This is a genomic window from Rosenbergiella collisarenosi (assembly GCF_018494085.1).
In the GTDB taxonomy this organism is placed as follows: domain Bacteria; phylum Pseudomonadota; class Gammaproteobacteria; order Enterobacterales; family Enterobacteriaceae; genus Rosenbergiella; species Rosenbergiella collisarenosi.
The window spans coordinates 302,716-322,933 of sequence record NZ_JABBFP010000003.1 but is presented as its reverse complement, the minus strand read 5'-3'; the positions used below and the strand labels follow the sequence as shown (position 1 = coordinate 322,933).

16 protein-coding genes and 1 pseudogene are annotated in these 20,218 nt (G+C 45.0%); 15 read left to right on the top strand and 2 right to left on the bottom strand.

Going from position 1 to position 20,218, the window contains the following annotated elements; genetic code table 11:
• Positions 1-848: 848 nt before the first annotated feature.
• Together HGT70_RS07300 and HGT70_RS07295 are read right to left on the bottom strand one after the other, a co-directional pair.
• Entirely contained in the window at positions 849-2,630 is a 1,782-nt protein-coding gene (locus HGT70_RS07300; protein WP_214195434.1) for an ATP-dependent helicase, read from the bottom strand.
• Entirely contained in the window at positions 2,623-4,407 is a 1,785-nt protein-coding gene (locus HGT70_RS07295; RefSeq protein WP_214195433.1) for an ATP-dependent nuclease, read from the bottom strand. The genes HGT70_RS07300 and HGT70_RS07295 overlap by 8 nt, the downstream gene beginning before the upstream one ends.
• 373 nt (positions 4,408-4,780) lie before the next feature.
• On the opposite strand from HGT70_RS07295, the gene HGT70_RS07290 reads away from it, so the two are divergent.
• From HGT70_RS07290 to HGT70_RS07220, 15 genes and pseudogenes are all read left to right on the top strand, one after another.
• Positions 4,781-5,641, top strand: a complete 861-nt coding sequence (locus HGT70_RS07290; RefSeq protein ID WP_244968857.1) for an ORF6N domain-containing protein — start codon at positions 4,781-4,783, stop codon at positions 5,639-5,641.
• Positions 5,642-5,911: 270 nt separating this feature from the next.
• Positions 5,912-6,259, top strand: a pseudogene (locus HGT70_RS16840) (DUF968 domain-containing protein); the annotation flags it as partial.
• 25 nt (positions 6,260-6,284) lie between these two features.
• Positions 6,285-6,656 carry an antiterminator Q family protein gene (locus HGT70_RS07280; protein ID WP_214195431.1) on the top strand — a complete coding sequence of 124 codons (372 nt, stop codon included), beginning with the start codon at positions 6,285-6,287 and terminating at the stop codon, positions 6,654-6,656.
• A 166-nt stretch (positions 6,657-6,822) separates the two neighbouring features.
• Positions 6,823-9,294, top strand: coding sequence for a BsuBI/PstI family type II restriction endonuclease (locus HGT70_RS07275; protein ID WP_244968856.1), 2,472 nt, complete (start codon positions 6,823-6,825; stop codon positions 9,292-9,294).
• Between the two features lie 322 nt (positions 9,295-9,616).
• A complete protein-coding gene (locus HGT70_RS07270) occupies positions 9,617-10,687 on the top strand; it encodes a DNA-methyltransferase (RefSeq protein WP_214195430.1) in 1,071 nt (356 codons plus the stop codon).
• A 52-nt stretch (positions 10,688-10,739) separates the two neighbouring features.
• Entirely contained in the window at positions 10,740-11,123 is a 384-nt protein-coding gene (locus HGT70_RS07265) for a phage holin family protein (RefSeq protein ID WP_214195429.1), read from the top strand.
• The gene (locus HGT70_RS07260; RefSeq protein WP_342355571.1) at positions 11,065-11,388 is read left to right on the top strand and encodes a phage holin family protein; all 324 of its coding nucleotides are present in this window, start codon (positions 11,065-11,067) and stop codon (positions 11,386-11,388) included. Before HGT70_RS07265 ends, HGT70_RS07260 begins: the two co-directional genes overlap by 59 nt.
• 2 nt (positions 11,389-11,390) lie before the next feature.
• Positions 11,391-12,002, top strand: a complete 612-nt coding sequence (locus HGT70_RS07255) for a glycoside hydrolase family 19 protein (RefSeq protein ID WP_214195427.1) — start codon at positions 11,391-11,393, stop codon at positions 12,000-12,002.
• Between the two features lie 3 nt (positions 12,003-12,005).
• Positions 12,006-12,545: a hypothetical protein gene (locus HGT70_RS07250; protein WP_214195426.1), complete on the top strand. Its 540-nt coding sequence runs from the start codon at positions 12,006-12,008 to the stop codon at positions 12,543-12,545.
• A gap of 209 nt (positions 12,546-12,754) precedes the next feature.
• Positions 12,755-13,294, top strand: a complete 540-nt coding sequence (locus HGT70_RS07245; protein WP_214195425.1) for a Rha family transcriptional regulator — start codon at positions 12,755-12,757, stop codon at positions 13,292-13,294.
• Between the two features lie 539 nt (positions 13,295-13,833).
• Complete coding sequence (locus tag HGT70_RS07240) at positions 13,834-14,331, top strand: DUF1441 family protein (protein ID WP_214195424.1); 498 nt, start codon at positions 13,834-13,836, stop codon at positions 14,329-14,331.
• A complete protein-coding gene (locus HGT70_RS07235) occupies positions 14,332-16,452 on the top strand; it encodes a phage terminase large subunit family protein (protein WP_214195423.1) in 2,121 nt (706 codons plus the stop codon).
• A complete protein-coding gene (locus HGT70_RS07230) occupies positions 16,449-16,664 on the top strand; it encodes a hypothetical protein (RefSeq protein ID WP_214195422.1) in 216 nt (71 codons plus the stop codon). The genes HGT70_RS07235 and HGT70_RS07230 overlap by 4 nt, the downstream gene beginning before the upstream one ends.
• An 8-nt stretch (positions 16,665-16,672) precedes the next feature.
• Positions 16,673-18,193: a phage portal protein gene (locus HGT70_RS07225; RefSeq protein WP_214195421.1), complete on the top strand. Its 1,521-nt coding sequence runs from the start codon at positions 16,673-16,675 to the stop codon at positions 18,191-18,193.
• Positions 18,141-20,180, top strand: a complete 2,040-nt coding sequence (locus HGT70_RS07220; RefSeq protein WP_214195420.1) for a ClpP-like prohead protease/major capsid protein fusion protein — start codon at positions 18,141-18,143, stop codon at positions 20,178-20,180. The genes HGT70_RS07225 and HGT70_RS07220 overlap by 53 nt, the downstream gene beginning before the upstream one ends.
• The last annotated feature ends 38 nt before the right edge of the window (positions 20,181-20,218 follow it).

Here is a 20,218-nt window from a genome sequence, read left to right as displayed (position 1 = left end):
GAGATGCAAGAGGTCTTCCCGTTTTAAATTCTATCTTTATAGAAAGGTTTATTGTCTATATCTTGTATGTATATTAAATTTATTAGACGAGGGAGTAGTCATTAGCTAGCTTTTGTTATGGGGGTTAATTTATTCGTTGCTTAATAAAATATATTTTTATATTAATGATAAAATATTATAAGTTAATTTAATATGATATATACGTCAAAAATCCTCATTTAGTGTGTTTTCACTTGAATAATACGGCAATATATTTTTCGATGAGTTTTAAAAGTTCGTTTGGTTTTTATTTTCAATGCAACTAATAAAAGTTGGTTCCGTTCATTTACATATAATGGGGCTAGGCCGCTATAAGAACTGTGTCAAGAGAAGCATGTTCTCCCCTATAAATAAAGCAATTGTGCCCGAAAAACGTTCAAATCTGTTACGCTCGTTGGCGTACCAGTAAACTTTCCTATTTTGTCCTATTATTGTATCTGTGTTGTTACCTTCGACACTGTGTCAGAAGGTTATCGGACAAGAATCACCAATACTCCTGCAAATTCAGATGCTAAACTTTAGCCTTTGATTCCTGCCTTATTTGTAAAAATGATTGCTGATTTGGGTGCCAAAACTCCGACGCACAACTTTCAAGTAAAATATTCACTCTGATCTTAAGAACAGAGAGTTGCGCTACCATCAAATCCAAAATTGCCGATACTAATCAGGCTTAAGATTATGCTATGAAATCAGTATGAAAGCCTGTTTTGTGCGAGGAGCAGAAATCTATAGTGTTTTACAGCGAGATGTCAGTATCGCCAACTTAGCCGTTTATTGATAAAGTGGGAATAGGTCAGGTGCATAAGTTTCTATATTCTCTGGCTGCGATGATATAATTCGGCAATCCAACGTGAGTACTTACCCTTTTCATAAACCATGTGCAGCTCTTTTCTGGGACGGGTGACACCTACGTAAAATAGGCGACGAGCCTCGCGAAGGGTATTATCTGAACCTAAATCTCTCCTACTAGGGAAGTCATATTTATTCACCCCAAACATTATGGCTACATCGAATTCTCGGCCTTTAGCACTATGAAGAGTACTAAGGGTGATACGTCCAGTTCCTTCTACTTTCCCAGCGAATGTATCAAGAGACATATCAAGTCCTTTGAGGGGATCGGTTCTTATCAGTAACTCAGAGATGACATTCCATTCCTGCTGAGTGTTATCTGAGATACTCATCCAGGCGGTGATAATTTCTTCATTTAAACGTCTAAGCCACTCGTGAGCACTTTCCGCTTTATCAATCCCGCTTCGCAAAAAAGTGATGAGTTGTATGGTCAGTAATTGTTCTTCAGTACGGCTTGCGCGGCGGGCATAAACAATAAAGAGCGCTTGACCCAGTAAGTGGTTGAATGATGGGGAGGCTTCTTTCCATCCCCCAGTTACCCACTGGCTACAGGCTTCTATGAAACAGGCAAGACGAGAATTACGTTTGATAAGGGCATTACTATCTGCACGTATCGTAGAAATATTTCTGGCTTTGAGCTCATCTGAAACTTTATCACCAAGCCAGGCTGCTCGGTAAAGAACCCCTATGCGTTCAGGCTGAAACCCTCTTTCAAACAACGAAGGAATTAAATTATTAGCGATAAAATGAGCTTGTGCGTCATAATCGCCATTAACCCCATGGAATCCTAACTCTCCCTCAGGATTACCATCGGGGCTAACATAATTGCGTTCTTCTCCCAATGCACCTAGTGATGCCCTAATAATTTTCGCTCCAGATCGATAGTTGAAGCGAAGACGGAATGGTGTCACATCTGCCCGTGAAATAAGATTATCCAGCAGCCTTGGATTTGCACCATTGAACCCGTAAATGGACTGATCTGCATCACCGACCGCAAATAGTCGTATTCCCCCTTTAAAGCACAACAGAAGAACTAGTTCATGTAGAGCGTGCCCCAGATCTTGGTATTCATCGACAAATAAAACAGGATAGCGCGATCGGATAGCATTACGTACCCACTCCTGCTCGCTAATAATACGAAAAGCTATGAGTGGCATATCATCGAAGTCAATCAGGCCCATGCGCCGAAGTTCTGCCTCATAACCTTCAATAAAATCTGCCAGCTCCGGATTATTATTCCGCCAAGCCGGTAGGAGCCGGTTCACATCCCGGTGTCGTTTTTCTTCTGCAAATTTCCACCGTTCATGAGGATTTCCTACATCTCCGAATATAGCCTTATAAGCCACTACAACAGCCGAGCGAATTTCATCTCTGGTCGCCACACGAAAATCATCTGGTAGTAAGCCAGGTATACACCGTGAGTAGGGGAGTAAAACCTGATTTAATGCAAAACTATGAACGGTCCCAATAAAGTTCCGGTCATCGCCAATAACGTCAAAGGATGCCAGACGTCCTTCAAGTTCAGAAGCGCATTCATTGTTATAAGTAATACAGGCTACACCGCGGGGGTCAGTAATATCTTCAATCAGTGCACGTGCCATGGCGGTAGTTAGTGTCTTAGTTTTCCCGCTACCTGGCCCAGCAATAACTACGCAGTGGCCGGGGTATGTGGCCGCAGCATACTGCTCTCTATTCGGCAATAGCTCATTCAAAGCCTCTGAAAGTGCGCGCCGGTCAGACATTCGATACCACATATTGAATAGCTGAAGCAATATACTCTGGTGGTGCAAGCCCTGGTGCTTTTTGTTTCAGCTTGGCAGCCAATCGTCCCTTACCTATGTCAGATATCATCGCGAGAAGTTGAGTTGGGTCGGGATCCATACCGGCGCGCCATGAAGCAATCCTTGATGAGCGTAACGTACCAAATCCCTGCTCATCGAGGATATCCAGTAGCACTTCTTTGAGGCCACTCGTATTAGCCACGGCAACTTCAAACGTCTGATCGTTTAAAAAAATACCAATCTTTTCAAATACAGGCTTACATTTTTCGTAAGGATTATTGTTGAACAAATCAATATGCTCAGGAGTTAGTTTTTTTGGTTTTGCCGATATATCGCTCAATGCCTGCCAGATACCAATTGAACGTGTTTTACCCATCGGTTGTTTTCTACCATCCAGTGGGTCCCAGTCAGTTACAACGGAAAAGGGTAGACCTAGGCTAGCTGCCAGCTTCACGTATGGTATAAAATTAACTCCCGCTACGTTACATACCGTAATCCCAAGCTGGTCCAGATTGATTCCCAACGCCTGTGCGAAACCTGGAAGTAAAACCTCCTCAGCATCGCCTTCAACAAATATTACACCGTTAGCAAAAAGTAGCTCGGATCTGGTTGCTGTTAGATACCGTTCAATGTCGTCAAGTTCTTCACTGGTTACTGGTAGTTCAGCTAGCGAAAAAGCTCGTGATCGTCCTTTAGAATCCCTGCAAATACGAACTATAGAACGAAGAGGAGCAATGGTTGCCAACGTGGGAGAGTGACTAGTTACAATTAATGACTGATCTTTTTCGGTATTATTAAAGAGTTTGTCAAAAACAGCACGCTGAAGTTGTGGGTGAAGGTGGGCTTCGGGTTCTTCAATACAAAGCAGCGAAAAATTACGTTCATTCTTTTCACGTCGCCATGCAAACTCTGCTAGCTTGAGTGATATCAGAGCCACGTTCGCAGAACCTAGACTCGCTTCGATAATGCCTCTCTTCCCATCATCAATAAACATAGAGATAGAACGCATCAATCTGAGCGGGTCAGTAGGTGCAAAACGGAGGCGGGCATTTAAATCGTGAGCCGTTCCAGCCAGGTCAAGAATGCCATCACGTAGAGAATCTTCGAGTTCCTTAATTGATGGGAACTTCTCCATGGTTTCCGTTGCCGTCTGAAGCTCAGTTGCTACGCGATCCAAATCGGTTCGGCTTAGTGAAGAGAATGCATCTTCCAATAACGGGCGTAAAGGGGAGTTTTTCCAGGAAGCAAGTTGTGCTTCTGCATCGCGTAACGCGTCCAGCATATCAACAGAGATCCGCCGCCTGACGCGTCCAGGAATGGTCCGCGATTCCTGACCTCCGCCAAAAATAATAAACTCATAATCCTCCCCCGAACGTGGAGTTCCATCTACTTCTTCTTTTTTACGAAAAATGTAGCTCAACCTTGCTACGGTTGGATCATCTGCTATGCGAAAATCCGTCAAGAGGGCTGATAAAGAAGGATCACTATCGAAATCGGTAAATTCAAGATGCACCTCAATTTGAGGGTTTAATTCAGGGTTGCAACCGTCCCAGAAATCTGAAAGTTTAAGCTGCCTGGCTGAATCAGGCAGAGTGGGATCAATAATTAGTCGAATTGCGAAAAGCAGATTACTTTTACCGACACGATTCTCACCCAATAATACAACATTACCTGCCAGGGGAATATCAGCCATCTCAAAATTTCTAAAGTTGCGGATTACAAGTTTTGATAAATACATAAGACTCCCTTTAAATGCATTACATATGCTTTGAAGATATCCCCTGGCAAAAACGCATAAAATTAAACAGCTAAGATTCTGAGTAGTTTTACTTTATTTTTTATTATCAATAGCTGTTAATTGCAAGAGTTAAACACTTGAATTGGAGAATTACTATAGTGGGGGCACCTCGCTACGTCTGCTTTTAGTACTAAGAGGAAGTATTATCGCTGTTTATTGGATATTTAATCAGTATCTATTGTAAGATTATTGGGCTGGCGTATTTGCAATATAATCAGCAAAGGTTGATCCCGTTCATTTGCAGATGATAGGGGCGGTACTGGTTAAAACGAAACGTGTGGAGAATCTAATGCTACCTACGAAAGGGGCAAATATGCCCAAAAACCGTCCTACGACAACTGAGTCTACAACACAATCTCCAAATCTTCCCGTTCTGAATTATCAAGAACAGCGTGTTGTGACTACTGAGACTCTAGCCCTAGGTTATGGCACGAATGAAGTGAATATCAGAAAAAATCTCTCTCGAAATATCGACAGATTTGAAGAGGGAAAACACTACTTTTTGCTAACTGGTTCAGAGTTAAAAAATTTTAAGAACAGAGTAGCTGATAGTCACTCTGTGGGAAATAACGCAAAATCGCTCACTCTCTGGGCAGAAAAGGGCGCAGCCCGAATGTCTAAGATCGTAGATACCGATCAAGCCTGGGATTTCTTTGAAAAATTAGAAGCTAGCTATTTCAATGTTCGTGAAGTGTATGGAGTAATGCTACCTATCATTCACGACCCAATACAATTAGCCAGAGCTTGGGCTGATGCGATGGAAGCAAAACAGCAGGCAGAAGCATTAACCCACCAGCAAGCAGAATACATCGAACAACTCGAAGAGCTCTTTTCCGAAGGATTAACGCCTGTTCAATTCTGCAAACGCTTGAATGGTGTGAACACAACAAAGGTCAACGCCTGGCTGGAAAATAAGCACTGGTTGTATGATGAAAAGCCTAATAGCACACATGCCCATTGGCGAGTCAGATCCGCTGCTCGCGATAAATACCTTACCGAAAAATCATCACAAGTTTCTCCTAGTCCCTCATTAACTTTCACCACTTACCAACCGGTTCTATTACGGACAGGTGCTGTATGGCTTTATCGCAAATACCTTAAAGAAGAACTCCCAATGAAAATCACGTGGGATGGCACTTTTACTCATGACAAGTATCTAGCGGGAGAACTGTAAATGAGCGGACGAGCGAAAATTCATCAGTTTGGTTGCGGCAACACATGTATAACGCTGGGAAAATAGGATATGAGATTATTACTAACCCCAGATGTAGCCCCTCGTTCCGGTACTGTGATACTTCGACCGGGTAGGGAACAGTTGTCGATGTTTACCCATGGGCGGATAATTGTTAGTCCAGCCCCACCAGCTTTAAACTTTCTACCATCTGGCCCACTTAGTGATATTGAACAAGAAATAGTGGCTGGCAGAGAATGTCCGGTACCAGAAGAAAGTCACAAGCAGCTGGTGGCTCTAGAGGTAGATCCGGAGTCCCCTCAGTCATTAATGCGAAAGCCTAAACGCCTACTGTGGAGGAATGATAAATATACGCGCTGGGTTAAAGCTCAGCGATGCGTGTGTTGTGGCCAGCAGGCAGACGATCCGCATCATGTAATTGGTTATGGGCTGGGGGGAATGGCAACTAAGGCCCACGATATATTTGTATTCCCGCTGTGCCGGCTACATCACAATGAGATACATGCTGATCTGGCCAAGTTTGAAAATAAGTACGGACATCAGCTGGTACTGTTGTTCCGTTTTCTCGATCACGCGATTGCAGTCGGTGTGATTGGTTAACCCTGAAAGTGGAGATAAGGGAATTATGAGACGAGATATTCAAGAGGTATTACAGCGTTGGGGAGCATGGACGGTTGATAATCCAGACTCTATTACCTGGCCTCATATAGCAGCAGGTTTTAAAGGCCTTATACCGTCTAAGATTAAAAGTCGAGACTCATGTACTGATGGAGATGGGCTGATCATTTCGGAATGCATTGCAAAACTGATGAGAAATAATCAGGATTTTCATGACTTACTCTTCGATTATTATGTCTTTGGGATGACCTTCATTACTTTAGCCAAAAAGCATAGTTGCTCTGATACACATATCGGGAAAAAACTTCAAAAAGCGGAGGGGGTGATCGAGGGTATGTTGTTAATGTTAGATATAACCTTAGAAATGGATTCAATCTAAAAGCCAATCATCTCAGAAAAATCGAGCATGTACTATGTCAGCTTCTGGTGATGAATGATTTGAAACGCTTAGATTCATTGATTGTAGTAATATATGACGTCTAGGGACGTGGCTTTAAGCTATAGATCAAATATGATAAATGTAACAAATTGAATTTTATGGGATTATGATGCAGATGCTAGAGGTTGCTGATAAAAATCGAAAGTTAGCTAATGAAGTTCTTGATAAGAAAAACAAGTCAGCTCTTGGTCAGTTTATGACCCCAGCACCCATATGTCTGTTTTTGGCGAGTTTGTTCGACAGTATCGAGCGTCATGTGAAACTTCTAGATCCCGGTGCAGGTGTTGGTTCTTTGACCGCTGCATTTATAGAGCGAGCGAACGAGCTAGGCGTTGAGAGTATCGATGTCGATCTATACGACATAGAAAACCGGATGCTTTCTTATCTGAATGATACTCTTGAGAACGCAAAAGGTAGGCTTGGTGAGCGGCTTTCTTTCGAGATACATCATAATGACTATATCTTGGAGGAAACAAATTCTCACGAGGTAGAAGAAAAATATACACATGTAATAATGAACCCGCCTTACAAAAAAATATTATCGTCTAGCCCGCATAGAATTGCTCTGCGAAATGTAGGTATTGAGACGGTAAATTTATATTCTGGGTTCGTGGCTTTAGCTATCCAACAGTTGAAAGTTAGCGGTGAGTTAGTGGCGATTATTCCTAGGTCATTTTGTAATGGCCCTTATTACCAGTCTTTTCGTGAACAGCTTATCAAAGATACATGTATCAAACATATACACTTATTCGAATCTCGGAATTCGGCTTTTTCCGATGATGAGGTTTTACAAGAAAATATAGTGATTCACTGCGTTAAAGGTATCCCTCAAGGTGAGGTAGTTATCACTTCTAGTCCAGACGCAGACTTCCATCTTGATAGCGATTCTCAGCAAATCACAGCTACTGACATGACCTACAGGCGTGTAACGTTTGATAAGTTGGTTAATCCTAATGATAAGCAGAAATTTATACATATAGCAGCTAACGATAGTGAACAGCGTATTATTGAGCGTTTAGCACCGTTCACTTCAACTTTAGACGATTTAGGTATTCAAGTAAGTACGGGTCCAGTTGTTAACTTTCGATTACGTGATGACTTGCGTGAGGGTTTAGATTCTGAGTCGGTTCCTTTACTTTTCCCTCAACATTTGAATGGGGGTGTAAGATGGCCTTTAGAAGGCCCAAAGCCGAACGCAATAAGGATATCTAAAGCTTCCAAACCATGGCTATGGGAAAATAAAGGCCATTTTTTAATCGTTAAAAGGTTTAGCAGTAAAGAAGAAAAAAGAAGAATCTCAGCTAGTATTTACGATTCTACTTTACCAGGTGAATTGATCGGATTTGAGAATAAAACAAACGTTTATCATATTAAGAAAATTGGAATGGATGCAGAGCTTGCAAAAGGATTGTTTGTTTATTTGAATTGCACATTGCTAGATAAATACTATCGACAATTTGGTGGACATACTCAGGTAAACGCATCTGATCTAAGAACAATTCATTACCCTTCTGCCGAAATACTCAGGAAGATTGGTAAACAGCTACAAAATATCATTCCAGATTCCAGCACAATAGATGACATCATAGACAAGGAGTTAGATGCTATGACTGGTGAGAAATCAACCAATCCCCTAAATGCACAGAAAAAAATTGAAGAGGCACTTCAAATTTTGGAAGTTTTAGGAATGCCCAAAGCTCAGCTAAACGAGCGTTCCGCTTTAACTTTACTTGCATTACTTAACTTACATCCTGAAGGGAATTGGTCTGAAATAGAAAGACCTATGATGGGGGTAACTCCAATCATGGACTGGTGCCGCGATATTTATGGTAAGGAATATGCACCTAATACCCGTGAAACATTCAGAAGACAAACTTTACATCAATTTTGTGATGGTGGAATAACTTTATATAATCCAGACGATCCAGCTAGGGCTGTAAATTCACCAAAGGCCTGTTATCAAATTGCTACTGAGCTACATACAGTTTTATCAATATTTGGTACCCCTAAGTGGGAAGCAGCTATACAGTTACATCTTGAAAATGTTCCTAGCTTGGTTGAGCAGTATGCAATGTCTAGGAATATGGAAATGGTTCCTTTAGTGCTTGATGATGGTACTGAATTGAAACTTAGTCCAGGAGCTCATAGTCAACTAATTAAAGATATTATCGTTGAGTTTGGGCCTCGCTTTGCTCCAGGGGCTGAATTAATTTATGTAGGTGATACTGGAGCTAAAGAAGATTTTTTCCAAAAAGATAGACTTAAAGAACTTGGTGTTACAGTTAATCGAAAAGGTAAACTTCCTGATGTTGTTTTATATTGGGAAGAGAGAGATTGGTTCCTACTTATTGAATCAGTTACCTCCCACGGCCCAGTTGATGGCAAAAGACATGAAGAACTAGCAAAACTCTTCCAAAATGTTAAAGAGAAGCTCGTTTATGTAAGTGCATTCCCAGATAAGAAAGTGATGTGTAAATATATCTCAGAATTGTCTTGGGAAACTGAGGTTTGGGTAGCTGATTCACCAACCCATATGATTCACTTTAATGGGGACCGTTTTTTGGGGCCACATAATTAAAAATTCTTTATCCTATTAAAAGAGTGCTTAAAGAGTGCTCTTTTTTTTGCAATAAATATTTACGATCGTAAAAATAGGTTTAAGCTGATAAAAATGGTTGCTTCGCTCCGTTGTTTATAATCTTAGTTACTACCTAGAAAATTGGCCAATTACGTTGAAAGGCCGCCAATCTTTTAAAATACATTATTGTGAAATGGGCGACTAGATAAGTGTTGATGCACTTTCCCAGCCATCTGCTCATGACTCGGATCACAAGCAAACCAGGGCCCACTGCTTTTGCGCAAAAGCGTAGTGAGCTTATCAAGGCAAAGCTTATTGATCTATGAAAAGCATTTCACAAGAAAACACATTTGCGATGTATCACGCAGATTGCCTTCAGGTCTTATCTTCATTGTCAGATAATTCCATCGATCTAATTGTTACCGACCCACCTTACTTTAAAGTTAAGCCCAATGGATGGGATCATCAATGGAAAGGAGATAGTGACTATCTACTATGGCTCGATAAGTGCTTAGTTGAGTTCCAAAGAGTGTTGAAGCCAGCAGGGAGTCTTTATTTATTCTGTGGCCATCGCTTGGCGGCAGATATCGAAATAATGGTGCGTCGTCGGTTTAATGTGCTGAACCAAATAATTTGGGCGAAGCCGTCAGGCCGCTGGAATGGCTGTCATAAAGAAAGTCTACGCAGCTATTTTCCGGCTACTGAACGTATTCTGTTTGCTGAGCATTATTTGGGCCCCCATTCAGGTAAGGACACCGGGTATCAGGCGAAATGCGATGACCTGAAGCGTCATCTTATGACTCCACTCATTGATTACTTCCGCCAGTCTAAGGAGTCGTTGGGGATCAGTGCCAAGCAGATAGGTGAAATAACGGGTAAGCCAAATATGGTTTCTCATTGGTTCGGCAGTAGCCAGTGGCAGCTACCAAATGAAGATGACTATGCCAAGTTGCAGCAGCTATTTATGGATGTTGCCCAACAAAAAGGGCTCAGTAATCCGTTAAGCTCGTTTCATTCACCTCTTGTAGCTATTTATCAAACACTCTCTAAGCAATATCTCGAGCTGGTGGACGAATACAAATCACTGAGACGTTATTTTGGCGTTTCAGTCAATGTGCCCTACACCGACGTATGGCAGCATAAACCGGTTCAGTTCTATCCAGGAAAACATCCCTGTGAAAAGCCGGCAGACATGCTCAAACATGTCATTGAAGCCAGTAGCCGTCCCGGTGAACTGGTCGCTGATTTCTTCATGGGTTCGGGGTCTACTCTGAAAGCTGCGCTTCTCTCTGGGAGAAGGGTGCTTGGGGTAGAGCTTGAAGAAGATCGCTTTAACTCAACGGTTGAAGAGATTCAGAACCTACTCTCCGCACACCACCCAGGTTCTGGGTAAGTCATCCCCTCATTCGAGCGGGAAAACATCATCCGCACATTGAGGGGGCATAATGTCCGAACCACTATCCGGTACCGGAGCTGCTGCAACAGCTCTGGCCGGAGTTAGTCTGTATGGCTTGTTTGCCGGCACTGATTATGGCGTTGTATTCGGTGCTTTTGCTGGGTCAACGTTTTACATCACTACCGCAAATAACATTGGCTATTTCAAACGTATCGCGCTCTTCGTTGTTTCGTTCATTTCGGGCGTGCTTTGTTCTGGACTGCTCGGTGCGAAACTCTCGGAGTGGACTGGCTACATAGAAAAGCCATTGGATGCGCTTGGTGCTGTAATTGTTTCAACGCTTGCCGTGAGATTACTCACCGTATTGAGCAATTATGATTTCACCAGTCTTCTTGAACGTCTACGAAGAGGGAATGGGGATGCTAATAAATGAATATGCTGCATGTGTTAATACTCTCCTTAGTACTCTAATTGTCCTGGCTATTTCACTTTATCGACGTGGTTCTTCTCCTTACCGACCGGCTGTATCGTGGTTAGCATGGTTAGTGGTGATCACCTACGGCAGTATTCCGCTTAGGTATCTGACAGGGCAGTACGAAGCTACACACTGGGCAGTAGTATTAGCCAACTTATTTATATGCATCATGATTTTTAAGGTGAGAGGGAATCTCGCTCGGATCATCGACTTTAGGTTTTAATTATGGATAAAAAACAATTTCAACAGGCGGCTAAATTAAGTGCCGGGCTGGCTACGTGTTGGTTTCAGCCAGTAAAAAATGCAATGGATGAATTTGGTATTACCGCACCGTTGGACCAAGCAATGTTTATTGCTCAAATGGGGCATGAGTCAGAGGGTTTCACCAGGATAAAAGAAAATTTTAATTACACGCCGGTGGGATTACTTACAACCTTTGGTCGACGGCTTAGTCGTCAGCAAGCCTATGCACTTGGTCGTAGTGAGGGGCAGAAAGCTCAGCCACAGGCGATCGCGAATTTGGTGTATGCCAACCGGATGGGGAATAAAATACGAAACGACGGATGGCTCTATCATGGGCGGGGATTGATACAAATCACCGGTAGAGAAAATTATGCGAAGTGTGGGGCTGCTTTAGGCATCGATTTGATCAGTGAGCCAGAACTTTTAGAAATTGATAGTTATGCGGCACTTTCGGCGGCTTGGTTTTTTACCCATAAGGGGTGCATGTTGCACAGTGGGGATATTAAGCGTGTGACACTCATAGTTAATGGTGGAACGAATGGGTTGGCCGATCGCGCTCGGCGCTTCAATTTAGCTTGTTCCTTCTTGGTGTAGAAAATGAAAGTGACCACATTATGGATTGTCACTCTTGTCATGTTTTTCATGGTCAGTAGCGGTATTTCAGGTGTATTAGCTTATCGTTACAAAGAGGCACTGGACCGAGCTGAGCAGGCAGAAGGGCAGATAGCTCTGCAAGGTAAAGTGATTGAAGCACAGCAAGATCAGCAACGGGTCGCAAACGAACTCTCCAACAAAACGCTTCAGGCCAATCAACGTACTCAAGCGAATGCTGAACGGATCCTCATTCAATATCGAGAGGTGCTGAAATATGAGAAAACCTGTGATTTTGCTGTGCCTGCTGATATCGCTCACGGCTTGCTCGAATACACGGACAGTTTACGTACCCGCACATTGTCAGGCACTACCAGCCAGCTTAACCGCACCAGTACTGCCTCCACTACCACCGGGCAGTTAACCTATTGTCAGGCTGTGTTATGGATCCATCCTCTCTTGTCTACCATTGCACAGGCTAATGACCAATTGTTGGCTATTCGTCAGTTTGAACAACGGGTAATAGTAAATCCATCAGGCGGCTGATTTACCAAAACTACGGTGATCGCCGCAGTTTTTGTTACCTGTTTTTGCTGCAACCAAGCCCACCTTACATGGTGGCCTTTTTTATGTACGTATCACACGCTCAACTTAACGCCACAGAACCTTATAGAAAGCGAACCTGAGAAATAATGATATTTCTGTGGGTCGTTATTTCTGTGTGACAGGTTCGCTTTCTATGAGGAAATAGCGATATGAATTATCCAACTGTAGTAAACGGTATTGATTTTAAAGATTTGGTTTATTTAACAGGAAGCGAATCCGCCACTGACACCATGAAAGTTGCAGTGGCTTTTGGTAAAGAGCATAAAGATGTTTTGCGAAAAATGAGGAAAGTCCTTAGCCAATGTTCACCGGAATTTGCAGAGCGCAATTTTACGCTTTACCATGAAAACAATGAGTTACAAAATGGTAAGCCTCAACCTTTTTATCGGATGACACGGGATGGTTGGACCATGTTAGTGTTCAGCTTTACAGGACAGGCAGCAATGGTATTCAAAGAAGCTTACATAGAGGCGTTTAACTGGATGGCTAATATGATCAAGCTGGGTAAAACTAACCTCGACGCTGAACGCAACGCCTTGATGCTTGAATATATGAAAGAGAAAGATGTTGCCAGCATGTCGGGGCGCCTACTCAATCGCTGGGGTAGAGTAAAGAAGCCGTCACTACTGACTAAACTCGAACGCCTGGCTAAACAATCGCAAATTTCTCTTCCCGGCTTTAACGAATGATCATTAACCGAAACTGACTGCAGTCGAGTGAGGATAAGCTGTTTACTTTGATAGGAGTAAAGAGTAGCTTGACCCTACAGCTCAACCTCAAACGCAGCGATTCAGTTCACTGGCCGTTAAGGTGAAAAGACCGGCCTAGGGCCGGTTTTTTCGTATCTAAGAGAAGTAAAAGTTAGTACTACTTTTAACAATTTTTATTGTTAATTGTTCATGGTAACACCATACAAAAACCTGCAGATAAGCCGCATTATTGGTAACAGGCCGCTCAGGCCGGATCCATGATTTGCAAAACTTGATTTTGCTCATATTTTCAACGGGTCCTTCCTGCAGATTTGTTCACCGAGGGGGGGAGCACACGCGGAAAACGGCTAGTTTTTGAATTTTCATGCTGTCATCAGCAGGTCTCTTAACCCTCTGTTTATTAAGAAGTAAACGACATTTTAGGTGACAAAATTAATTTTTGACTGTCACCTCTACCCTCATTAACCTACTGAATTTAATAACTTAAAAGCAAAACCACCTGACAGCGAGAGGTGACGATGTCCAACGTCAGTAATCTTGGCGATGCCTATCACTGGAGCGTCGCAAAGATTGCTGAGGCATTCAGCCTAAATCGCGGCACGGTGCGAAAGCGCTTGCTCGATGCCAACACCCCGATAGCCGCGATGGTGAGAGGAAATCCTGTTTATGCCCTCAAAGATATCGGTCCGGTGCTGTTTGCGCCACCGACACTTGATGAGGGTAACGATATTCAAGACCCCAATAAGATGCCGCCCAAAGAGCGTAAGGATTGGTTTCAGTCCGAGAACGAACGCATCAAACTTGAAACCTCCCTTAAACAACTGGTACCGGCCAGCGATGTGCATCGTGAAATGGCCATGACGATTAAGCTTATCACGCAGGTGTTAGATACCTGGCCGGATAAGCTCGAGCGTGATCGCGGATGGAAACCTGCGCAAATCGCAGAGGCACAGAAAGCGGTCGATGAAATCCGTGAAGCTCTATCGGCAGAGTTGCTTTGTGCAGAGGACGAATGAATGTACGCATCGGTCGGTACAATACGGCGGGATGTCGCTGAGCTCTTAAAAGCACCTAGGCGAATGCCGGTCGCGGAAGCTGTTCAAAAATATATGCGGGTTCCTTTAGGGGGAGGGAGTTCGTTGCCTTGGGAGGCAACATTAACCCCCTATATGATCGAACCGATGAATTGTCTCGCCTCTCGAGAATACGATGCGGTGATCTTCGTTGGCCCCGCACGTACTGGAAAAACAGTCGGTCTGATTGATGGGTGGATCGTTTACACCATTGTCTGCGATCCGGGTGACTTCCTGCTTATCCAGATGACCGAAGAAAAGGCAAGGGAGCATTCCAAGAAGCGTCTAGATAGGACCTTTCGTGTCAGTCGAGAAGTCGCGAGAAGAATGAGCCCGCGGACCAACGATAATAACGTTCACGACAAAACGTTTCGTGCCGGTAACTACTTAAAAATAGGCTGGCCATCCATCAACATCATGTCCTCATCAGATTATAAAAGCGTCGCGCTTACTGATTATGACCGGTGGCCTGAAGATATTGACGGTGAGGGTGATGGGTTCTCTTTGGCCTCTAAGCGGACCACCACGTTTATGTCATCCGGAATGACGCTGGTGGAAAGCTCTCCCGGGCGTGAAGTCACCGATGCAAAATGGCGTCAAACCTCACCTCATGAAGCGCCCCCTACAACCGGGGTCCTCTCGCTCTATAACCGAGGTGATCGTCGTCGTTGGTACTGGCCTTGCCCTGAATGTGGCCACTATTTTCAGCCAGCAATGCCGGTGGTAGAGGGATATCGAAATGATCCTGATCCAGTCAAAGCCAGCGAGTCCGTCCATATCCGGTGCCCACACTGTTCTGCCATCATCGGCGCGCAGAACAAACGGAAATTAAATGGACGAGGGGTCTGGTTACGGGAGGGGCAGCAGATTGACTGTCGTGGAGTTATCTCCGGGAATGCGAGGCAATCACGTATCGCTTCTTTTTGGATGGAAGGCCCAGCAGCGGCATATCAGACATGGGCTCAATTGGTCTATAAGCTGCTGACAGCAGAAATAGAGTTCGAGACCACTGGTAGTGAAGAAACCCTAAAAGCCGTGATTAATACTGACTGGGGATTGCCTTATCTTCCAAGGGCTGTCAGTGAACAGCGACGCAGTGAGCAGCTTCTCTCGCGTGTTGAAGATTATGAAAAGCGTAGTGTGCCAGAGCCGGTCCGTTTTCTGCTGGCAGCCGTTGATATTCAGGGCGGTAAACAGCGTCGTTTTGTGGTGCAAATCGTGGGTTATGGTGAGAGTGGTGAGCGTTGGCTTATCGATCGCTACAACATTAAATACTCTTTGCGTTGTGATGAACACGGAGAGTCGTTACCGATTCACCCAGGAGCTTTCATTGAGGACTGGGACCTGCTTATTTCAGACGTCTTAGAGAAAACCTATGTGCTCGCAGGGGGCTGCGGTAGGCGGATGCCGGTATTGGCGATGGCCGTTGATAGTGGTGGCGAACAAGGGGTCACGGATAATGCCTATAAATTTTGGCGCCGCTGTCGTAAAGACGGGCTACATAATCGGGTTTACTTGATTAAAGGCGATAGTACGCGCCGGCAAAAATCGATAACGAAAACCTACCCTAACAATACGGAACGTAGTGATCGCCGTGCTGATGCTCGAGGTGATGTTCCTGTTTACCTACTCCAGACCGATACCTTCAAAGATCAGCTCAATAATACCTTGGCGAGGGATATACCAGGGGCGGGATATCTTCATTTCCCGAAATGGCTGGGGGACTGGTTTTTTGATGAACTGACCTACGAGGAGCGCGGCACTGATGGGAAATGGCGTAAACCTGGCAAAGGAAATAACGAAGCGATGGATCTGTTTTGCTATAGCCACGCTATCGCCACATTACGAGGTTACGAGCGTATTGACTGGAACAAACCGCCCGCTTGGGCTGAGTCCCAGGAATACAATCCCAATATTTTTAATGAAGGAACCACTCCGGAGGTGGTCATCGTGACAACAAGGAAACGGAAAGTTCGACCACAAGAGCCTTCCTCATCGGGTAGCCAGACTTTATCCGGAGCAGGGTGGCTCAGTGGAGGATCCAAAGGTGGGGGATGGATATGACGCGAAGCGAAATCGAAACCATGTTAGACAAAGTACGACAGGCTTACCTTGATGCGCTGGATGGAAAATCCGTCTCATTCACCGGTATCAACGGGCGTGCAGTAACCAATCATGATCCGATAGCGATCCGCCGAGAATTGGACTATTGGGAGCAACGCTACCGTGTGGCATGTGGGCATTCATATGGCCCCAAACTCGCCAATTTTTTATAGGAGCCACTATGAATTGGCTAGAGAAAGGCATTGCGCTATTGGCGCCAGGCTGGGCGCTCGAACGCTCTAAGCATCGCCACATCATGAATGCCTATGAGGCCGCCAACCCCTCACGACTGCATAAAGCGAAACGTTCTGGTGGCGGGGCAGATAATGCAATATTCGCCTCAGGTGTCTCATTACGCGAACAAGCGCGCTGGTTAGATGAAAACCATGACATCGTCATTGGTATTCTCGACAAACTTGAGGAACGAGTTATCGGGTCGCGTGGGATACAAGTTGAGCCTCAACCGTTAACCCTCGATGGTAAGTTACATGAAGAGTTTGCTACCCAACTTGCAAAGCTCTGGTCTGAATGGTCAATTCGGCCTGAGGTGACGGGGATGTTCACGCGTGCGGAGATGGAGCGTTTATTACTCCGTTCCGCGCTTCGAGATGGGGAAGTCTTTGGTCAGCTTGTTCGCGGTCCGGTAGCTGGGTTGAAGCACGCTACGCCGGTGCAATTATCCATTGAAATGCTTGAGGCTGACTACGTGCCGATGTCACTTAATCGCACTGGAAATACTCAAATCTGTCAGGGTATAGAGATAAATACATGGGGCCGGCCTACCGCCTATAACGTTTATAAATACCATCCGGGTAACACCCTGTGTAGGGTGACACAGACGAAACGCATCCCTGCTGAAAACATGCTTCATCTCGCCATGCGAAAGCGCCTGCATCAACTGCGGGGCGTAAGCCTACTTCATGGAGTGATTACACGATTAAGTGATATCAAAGATTATGAAGAGTCTGAACGTGTTGCTGCGCGTATCGCTGCCGCCTTGGGGTTTTATATCAAACGAGGTGAAGCCGCCAGCTATCAAGAAAATGAATTTGAAGAGCCTGACAGCAAATATCAGATGTTCGATATTGGCCCTGGGATGATTTTTGATGGACTAAAACCGGGTGAAGATCTGGGGATGGTGGAATCAAACCGACCCAATGTGCATCTCTATGAATTTCGTAATAGCCAGTTACGCGCCGTTGCCGCCGGAACGCGTGGCAGTTACTCGAGTATCTCTCGGGACTATAACGGCAGTTATTCCAGCCAGCGACAAGAGCTGGTGGAGGGATTTGAGGGCTACAACGTGTTGCAAAACTGGTTTGTAGGGCAACACAGCCGACCTATATACCGTGCTTGGATCGATATGCTCAAACTCTCAGGAGTCACTATCCCCGAAGATGTCGACCCTTCTTCCTTGTACAACGCCCTGTATCTTGGGCCGGTCATGCCATGGATAGACCCGATGAAAGAGGCGCAAGCGTGGAAAGGTATTGTGCGCGGCGGAGCGGGCACTGAATCAGAATGGATCCGCGCGCGAGGTCAGTCACCACAAGAAATCAGACATCAACGTCTGCGTGAAATTGAATATAACCGCGAACGGGGGCTGATTTTTGACTCGGACGCTGCCAACGATAAAGGAGGTCCATCCAATGAACCAGAAGAACATTCTCCTCAACCCTCAAGCAAATCTGATCACACATAAAACGCCAGAATCTTGGTATCACATCTATGCAGCAGCACAAGCGACCGACCCAGTAATTATTTATCTTTACGACATGATTGGCCATTGGGGGATCACCGCACAGGCATTTCTACGCGATTGCCGTGAGGTGGGGGTTTTTGATGCCTCGTCGATTGAATTACATATCCATAGTCCAGGCGGTGATGTCATGGATGGATTTGCCATCTTTAATTCATTCTCCAGGCTGACGGCTAAGGTGGATATTTATATCGATGGCATTGCTGCCTCTATGGCATCGGTGCTGGCTTGCCTTCCTAATGCCACAGTTCATATTCCCGAAAACGCTTGGGTGATGGTACACAAACCTTGGGGCGGGGTGATGGGGGATTCTGATGAAATCCGTGAATATGCTGAGTGGTTAGATCGCAACGAATCGCTCCTATTGTCGGCTTATGCCAACAAAACCGGGCTTACACGAGAAGAAATAGCCGGCATGCTCAAAGAAGAAACCTGGCTAGAAGGTGCTATGGCCATAGAAAAAGGCTTTGCGGATGTGCTCGAGGCTCCCCTAAGTGCTGCCGCATTGATCAACTCGAACAAAATGAAGGAGTTTCACAATATGCCTAAACAGGTTAAGGCACTTATCACACCGCATGCGGCGGCGACGGAGCAAAATACTCTATCAAACAACAAAGTACAGACACCGAGCGCCTCCACTCTCGATATGGAACAGCTTGCTCAGAGTATTAGCCAGCAACTCCTTGCGGTAAATACTGAGCGGGTGACCGCGATTAAAAGTGTGTTTGATGCATTCCCTGCATTTTCTACACTACAAACAGAATGCATTAGTGACCAAACGTGTACGGTTGATTCGGCGAGAAATAAGTTATTGTCAGCACTCGCCTCTGGCGTCACGCCGTTAACCAGTTATGCGGTTCATCTCCATGCAGGTAATGGCAATGTAGTCGGCGATTGCGTTCGCGCATCTATCTTGGCTAGAGCGGGGTACGATGAAGTTCATCAGGATAATGCCTACAACGGATTAACGTTAAGGGAGCTTGCTCGTGCCTCATTAGCCGATCGCGGTATTGGGTTATCCGGACTCTCACCGATGGCGATGGTTGGCATGGCATTCACTCATACTCAATCTGATTTTGGCAATATCTTGATGGATGTTGCACATAAAGCCGCATTGCTAGGATGGGACGAAGCTGAAGAAACGTTTGACCGCTGGACTCGCAAAGGGACATTAACCGATTTTAAAGTTTCCCATCGTGTCGGCTTAAATTCACTGGCAGCACTTCGAAAAGTACGTGATGGCGCTGAATACAAATACATTACGGTCGGCGATAAAGCTGAACCGATCGCACTGGCAACTTATGGCGAACTATTCTCACTCACCCGGCAGACAATTATCAATGACGATCTGGATATGTTAACCCGAATTCCCGCTGCAATGGGTGGGGCAGCGCGAGCGACGGTCGGCGACTTGGTCTACGCCATCCTAACCGGTAACGGTAAATTGAGTGACGGGCATACCTTATTTAGCGCAGAGCACAATAATGTGATTAAGGCCGCTATGGATATTGAGGGTCTCGATGCAGCACGCAAAATGATGCGCCTGCAGAAGTCTGGTGATCGTGCACTGAATATCCGCCCAGCCTATGTACTAACACCAGTGGCGTTAGAGTCACGGGCAAACCAACTCATCAAGTCAACCAGCGTCCCCGGTGCAGAGAGTAATAGCGGTATTAATAACCCTATCCAGAATTTTGCTGAGGTTATTGCCGAACCTCGTCTCGATGCTAATAGCTCCAAAGCTTTCTATCTGACTGCGGCACAAGGGCGAGATACGATCGAAGTCGCTTATCTAGATGGTGTCGAGGCGCCGTATGTTGAACAGCAAACCGGTTTTACCATCGATGGTGCAGCATTCAAAGTTCGTATTGATGCCGGGGTGGCGGCGCTCGATCATCGAGGGTTAGTTAAGTCAACGGGCAGTAACTAAACCGTCTTAGTTAGACGGTTTTTTTATATCCATGGGCG

Coding starts and splice junctions, on each gene's coding strand:
- HGT70_RS07300 (WP_214195434.1), bottom strand. CDS start 2,630: ATGTCTGACCGGCGCGCACTTTCAGAGGCTTTGAATGAGCTATTGCCG.
- HGT70_RS07295 (WP_214195433.1), bottom strand. CDS start 4,407: ATGTATTTATCAAAACTTGTAATCCGCAACTTTAGAAATTTTGAGATG.
- HGT70_RS07290 (WP_244968857.1), top strand. CDS start 4,781: ATGCCCAAAAACCGTCCTACGACAACTGAGTCTACAACACAATCTCCA.
- HGT70_RS07280 (WP_214195431.1), top strand. CDS start 6,285: ATGAGACGAGATATTCAAGAGGTATTACAGCGTTGGGGAGCATGGACG.
- HGT70_RS07275 (WP_244968856.1), top strand. CDS start 6,823: ATGATGCAGATGCTAGAGGTTGCTGATAAAAATCGAAAGTTAGCTAAT.
- HGT70_RS07270 (WP_214195430.1), top strand. CDS start 9,617: ATGAAAAGCATTTCACAAGAAAACACATTTGCGATGTATCACGCAGAT.
- HGT70_RS07265 (WP_214195429.1), top strand. CDS start 10,740: ATGTCCGAACCACTATCCGGTACCGGAGCTGCTGCAACAGCTCTGGCC.
- HGT70_RS07260 (WP_342355571.1), top strand. CDS start 11,065: ATGATTTCACCAGTCTTCTTGAACGTCTACGAAGAGGGAATGGGGATG.
- HGT70_RS07255 (WP_214195427.1), top strand. CDS start 11,391: ATGGATAAAAAACAATTTCAACAGGCGGCTAAATTAAGTGCCGGGCTG.
- HGT70_RS07250 (WP_214195426.1), top strand. CDS start 12,006: ATGAAAGTGACCACATTATGGATTGTCACTCTTGTCATGTTTTTCATG.
- HGT70_RS07245 (WP_214195425.1), top strand. CDS start 12,755: ATGAATTATCCAACTGTAGTAAACGGTATTGATTTTAAAGATTTGGTT.
- HGT70_RS07240 (WP_214195424.1), top strand. CDS start 13,834: ATGTCCAACGTCAGTAATCTTGGCGATGCCTATCACTGGAGCGTCGCA.
- HGT70_RS07235 (WP_214195423.1), top strand. CDS start 14,332: ATGTACGCATCGGTCGGTACAATACGGCGGGATGTCGCTGAGCTCTTA.
- HGT70_RS07230 (WP_214195422.1), top strand. CDS start 16,449: ATGACGCGAAGCGAAATCGAAACCATGTTAGACAAAGTACGACAGGCT.
- HGT70_RS07225 (WP_214195421.1), top strand. CDS start 16,673: ATGAATTGGCTAGAGAAAGGCATTGCGCTATTGGCGCCAGGCTGGGCG.
- HGT70_RS07220 (WP_214195420.1), top strand. CDS start 18,141: ATGAACCAGAAGAACATTCTCCTCAACCCTCAAGCAAATCTGATCACA.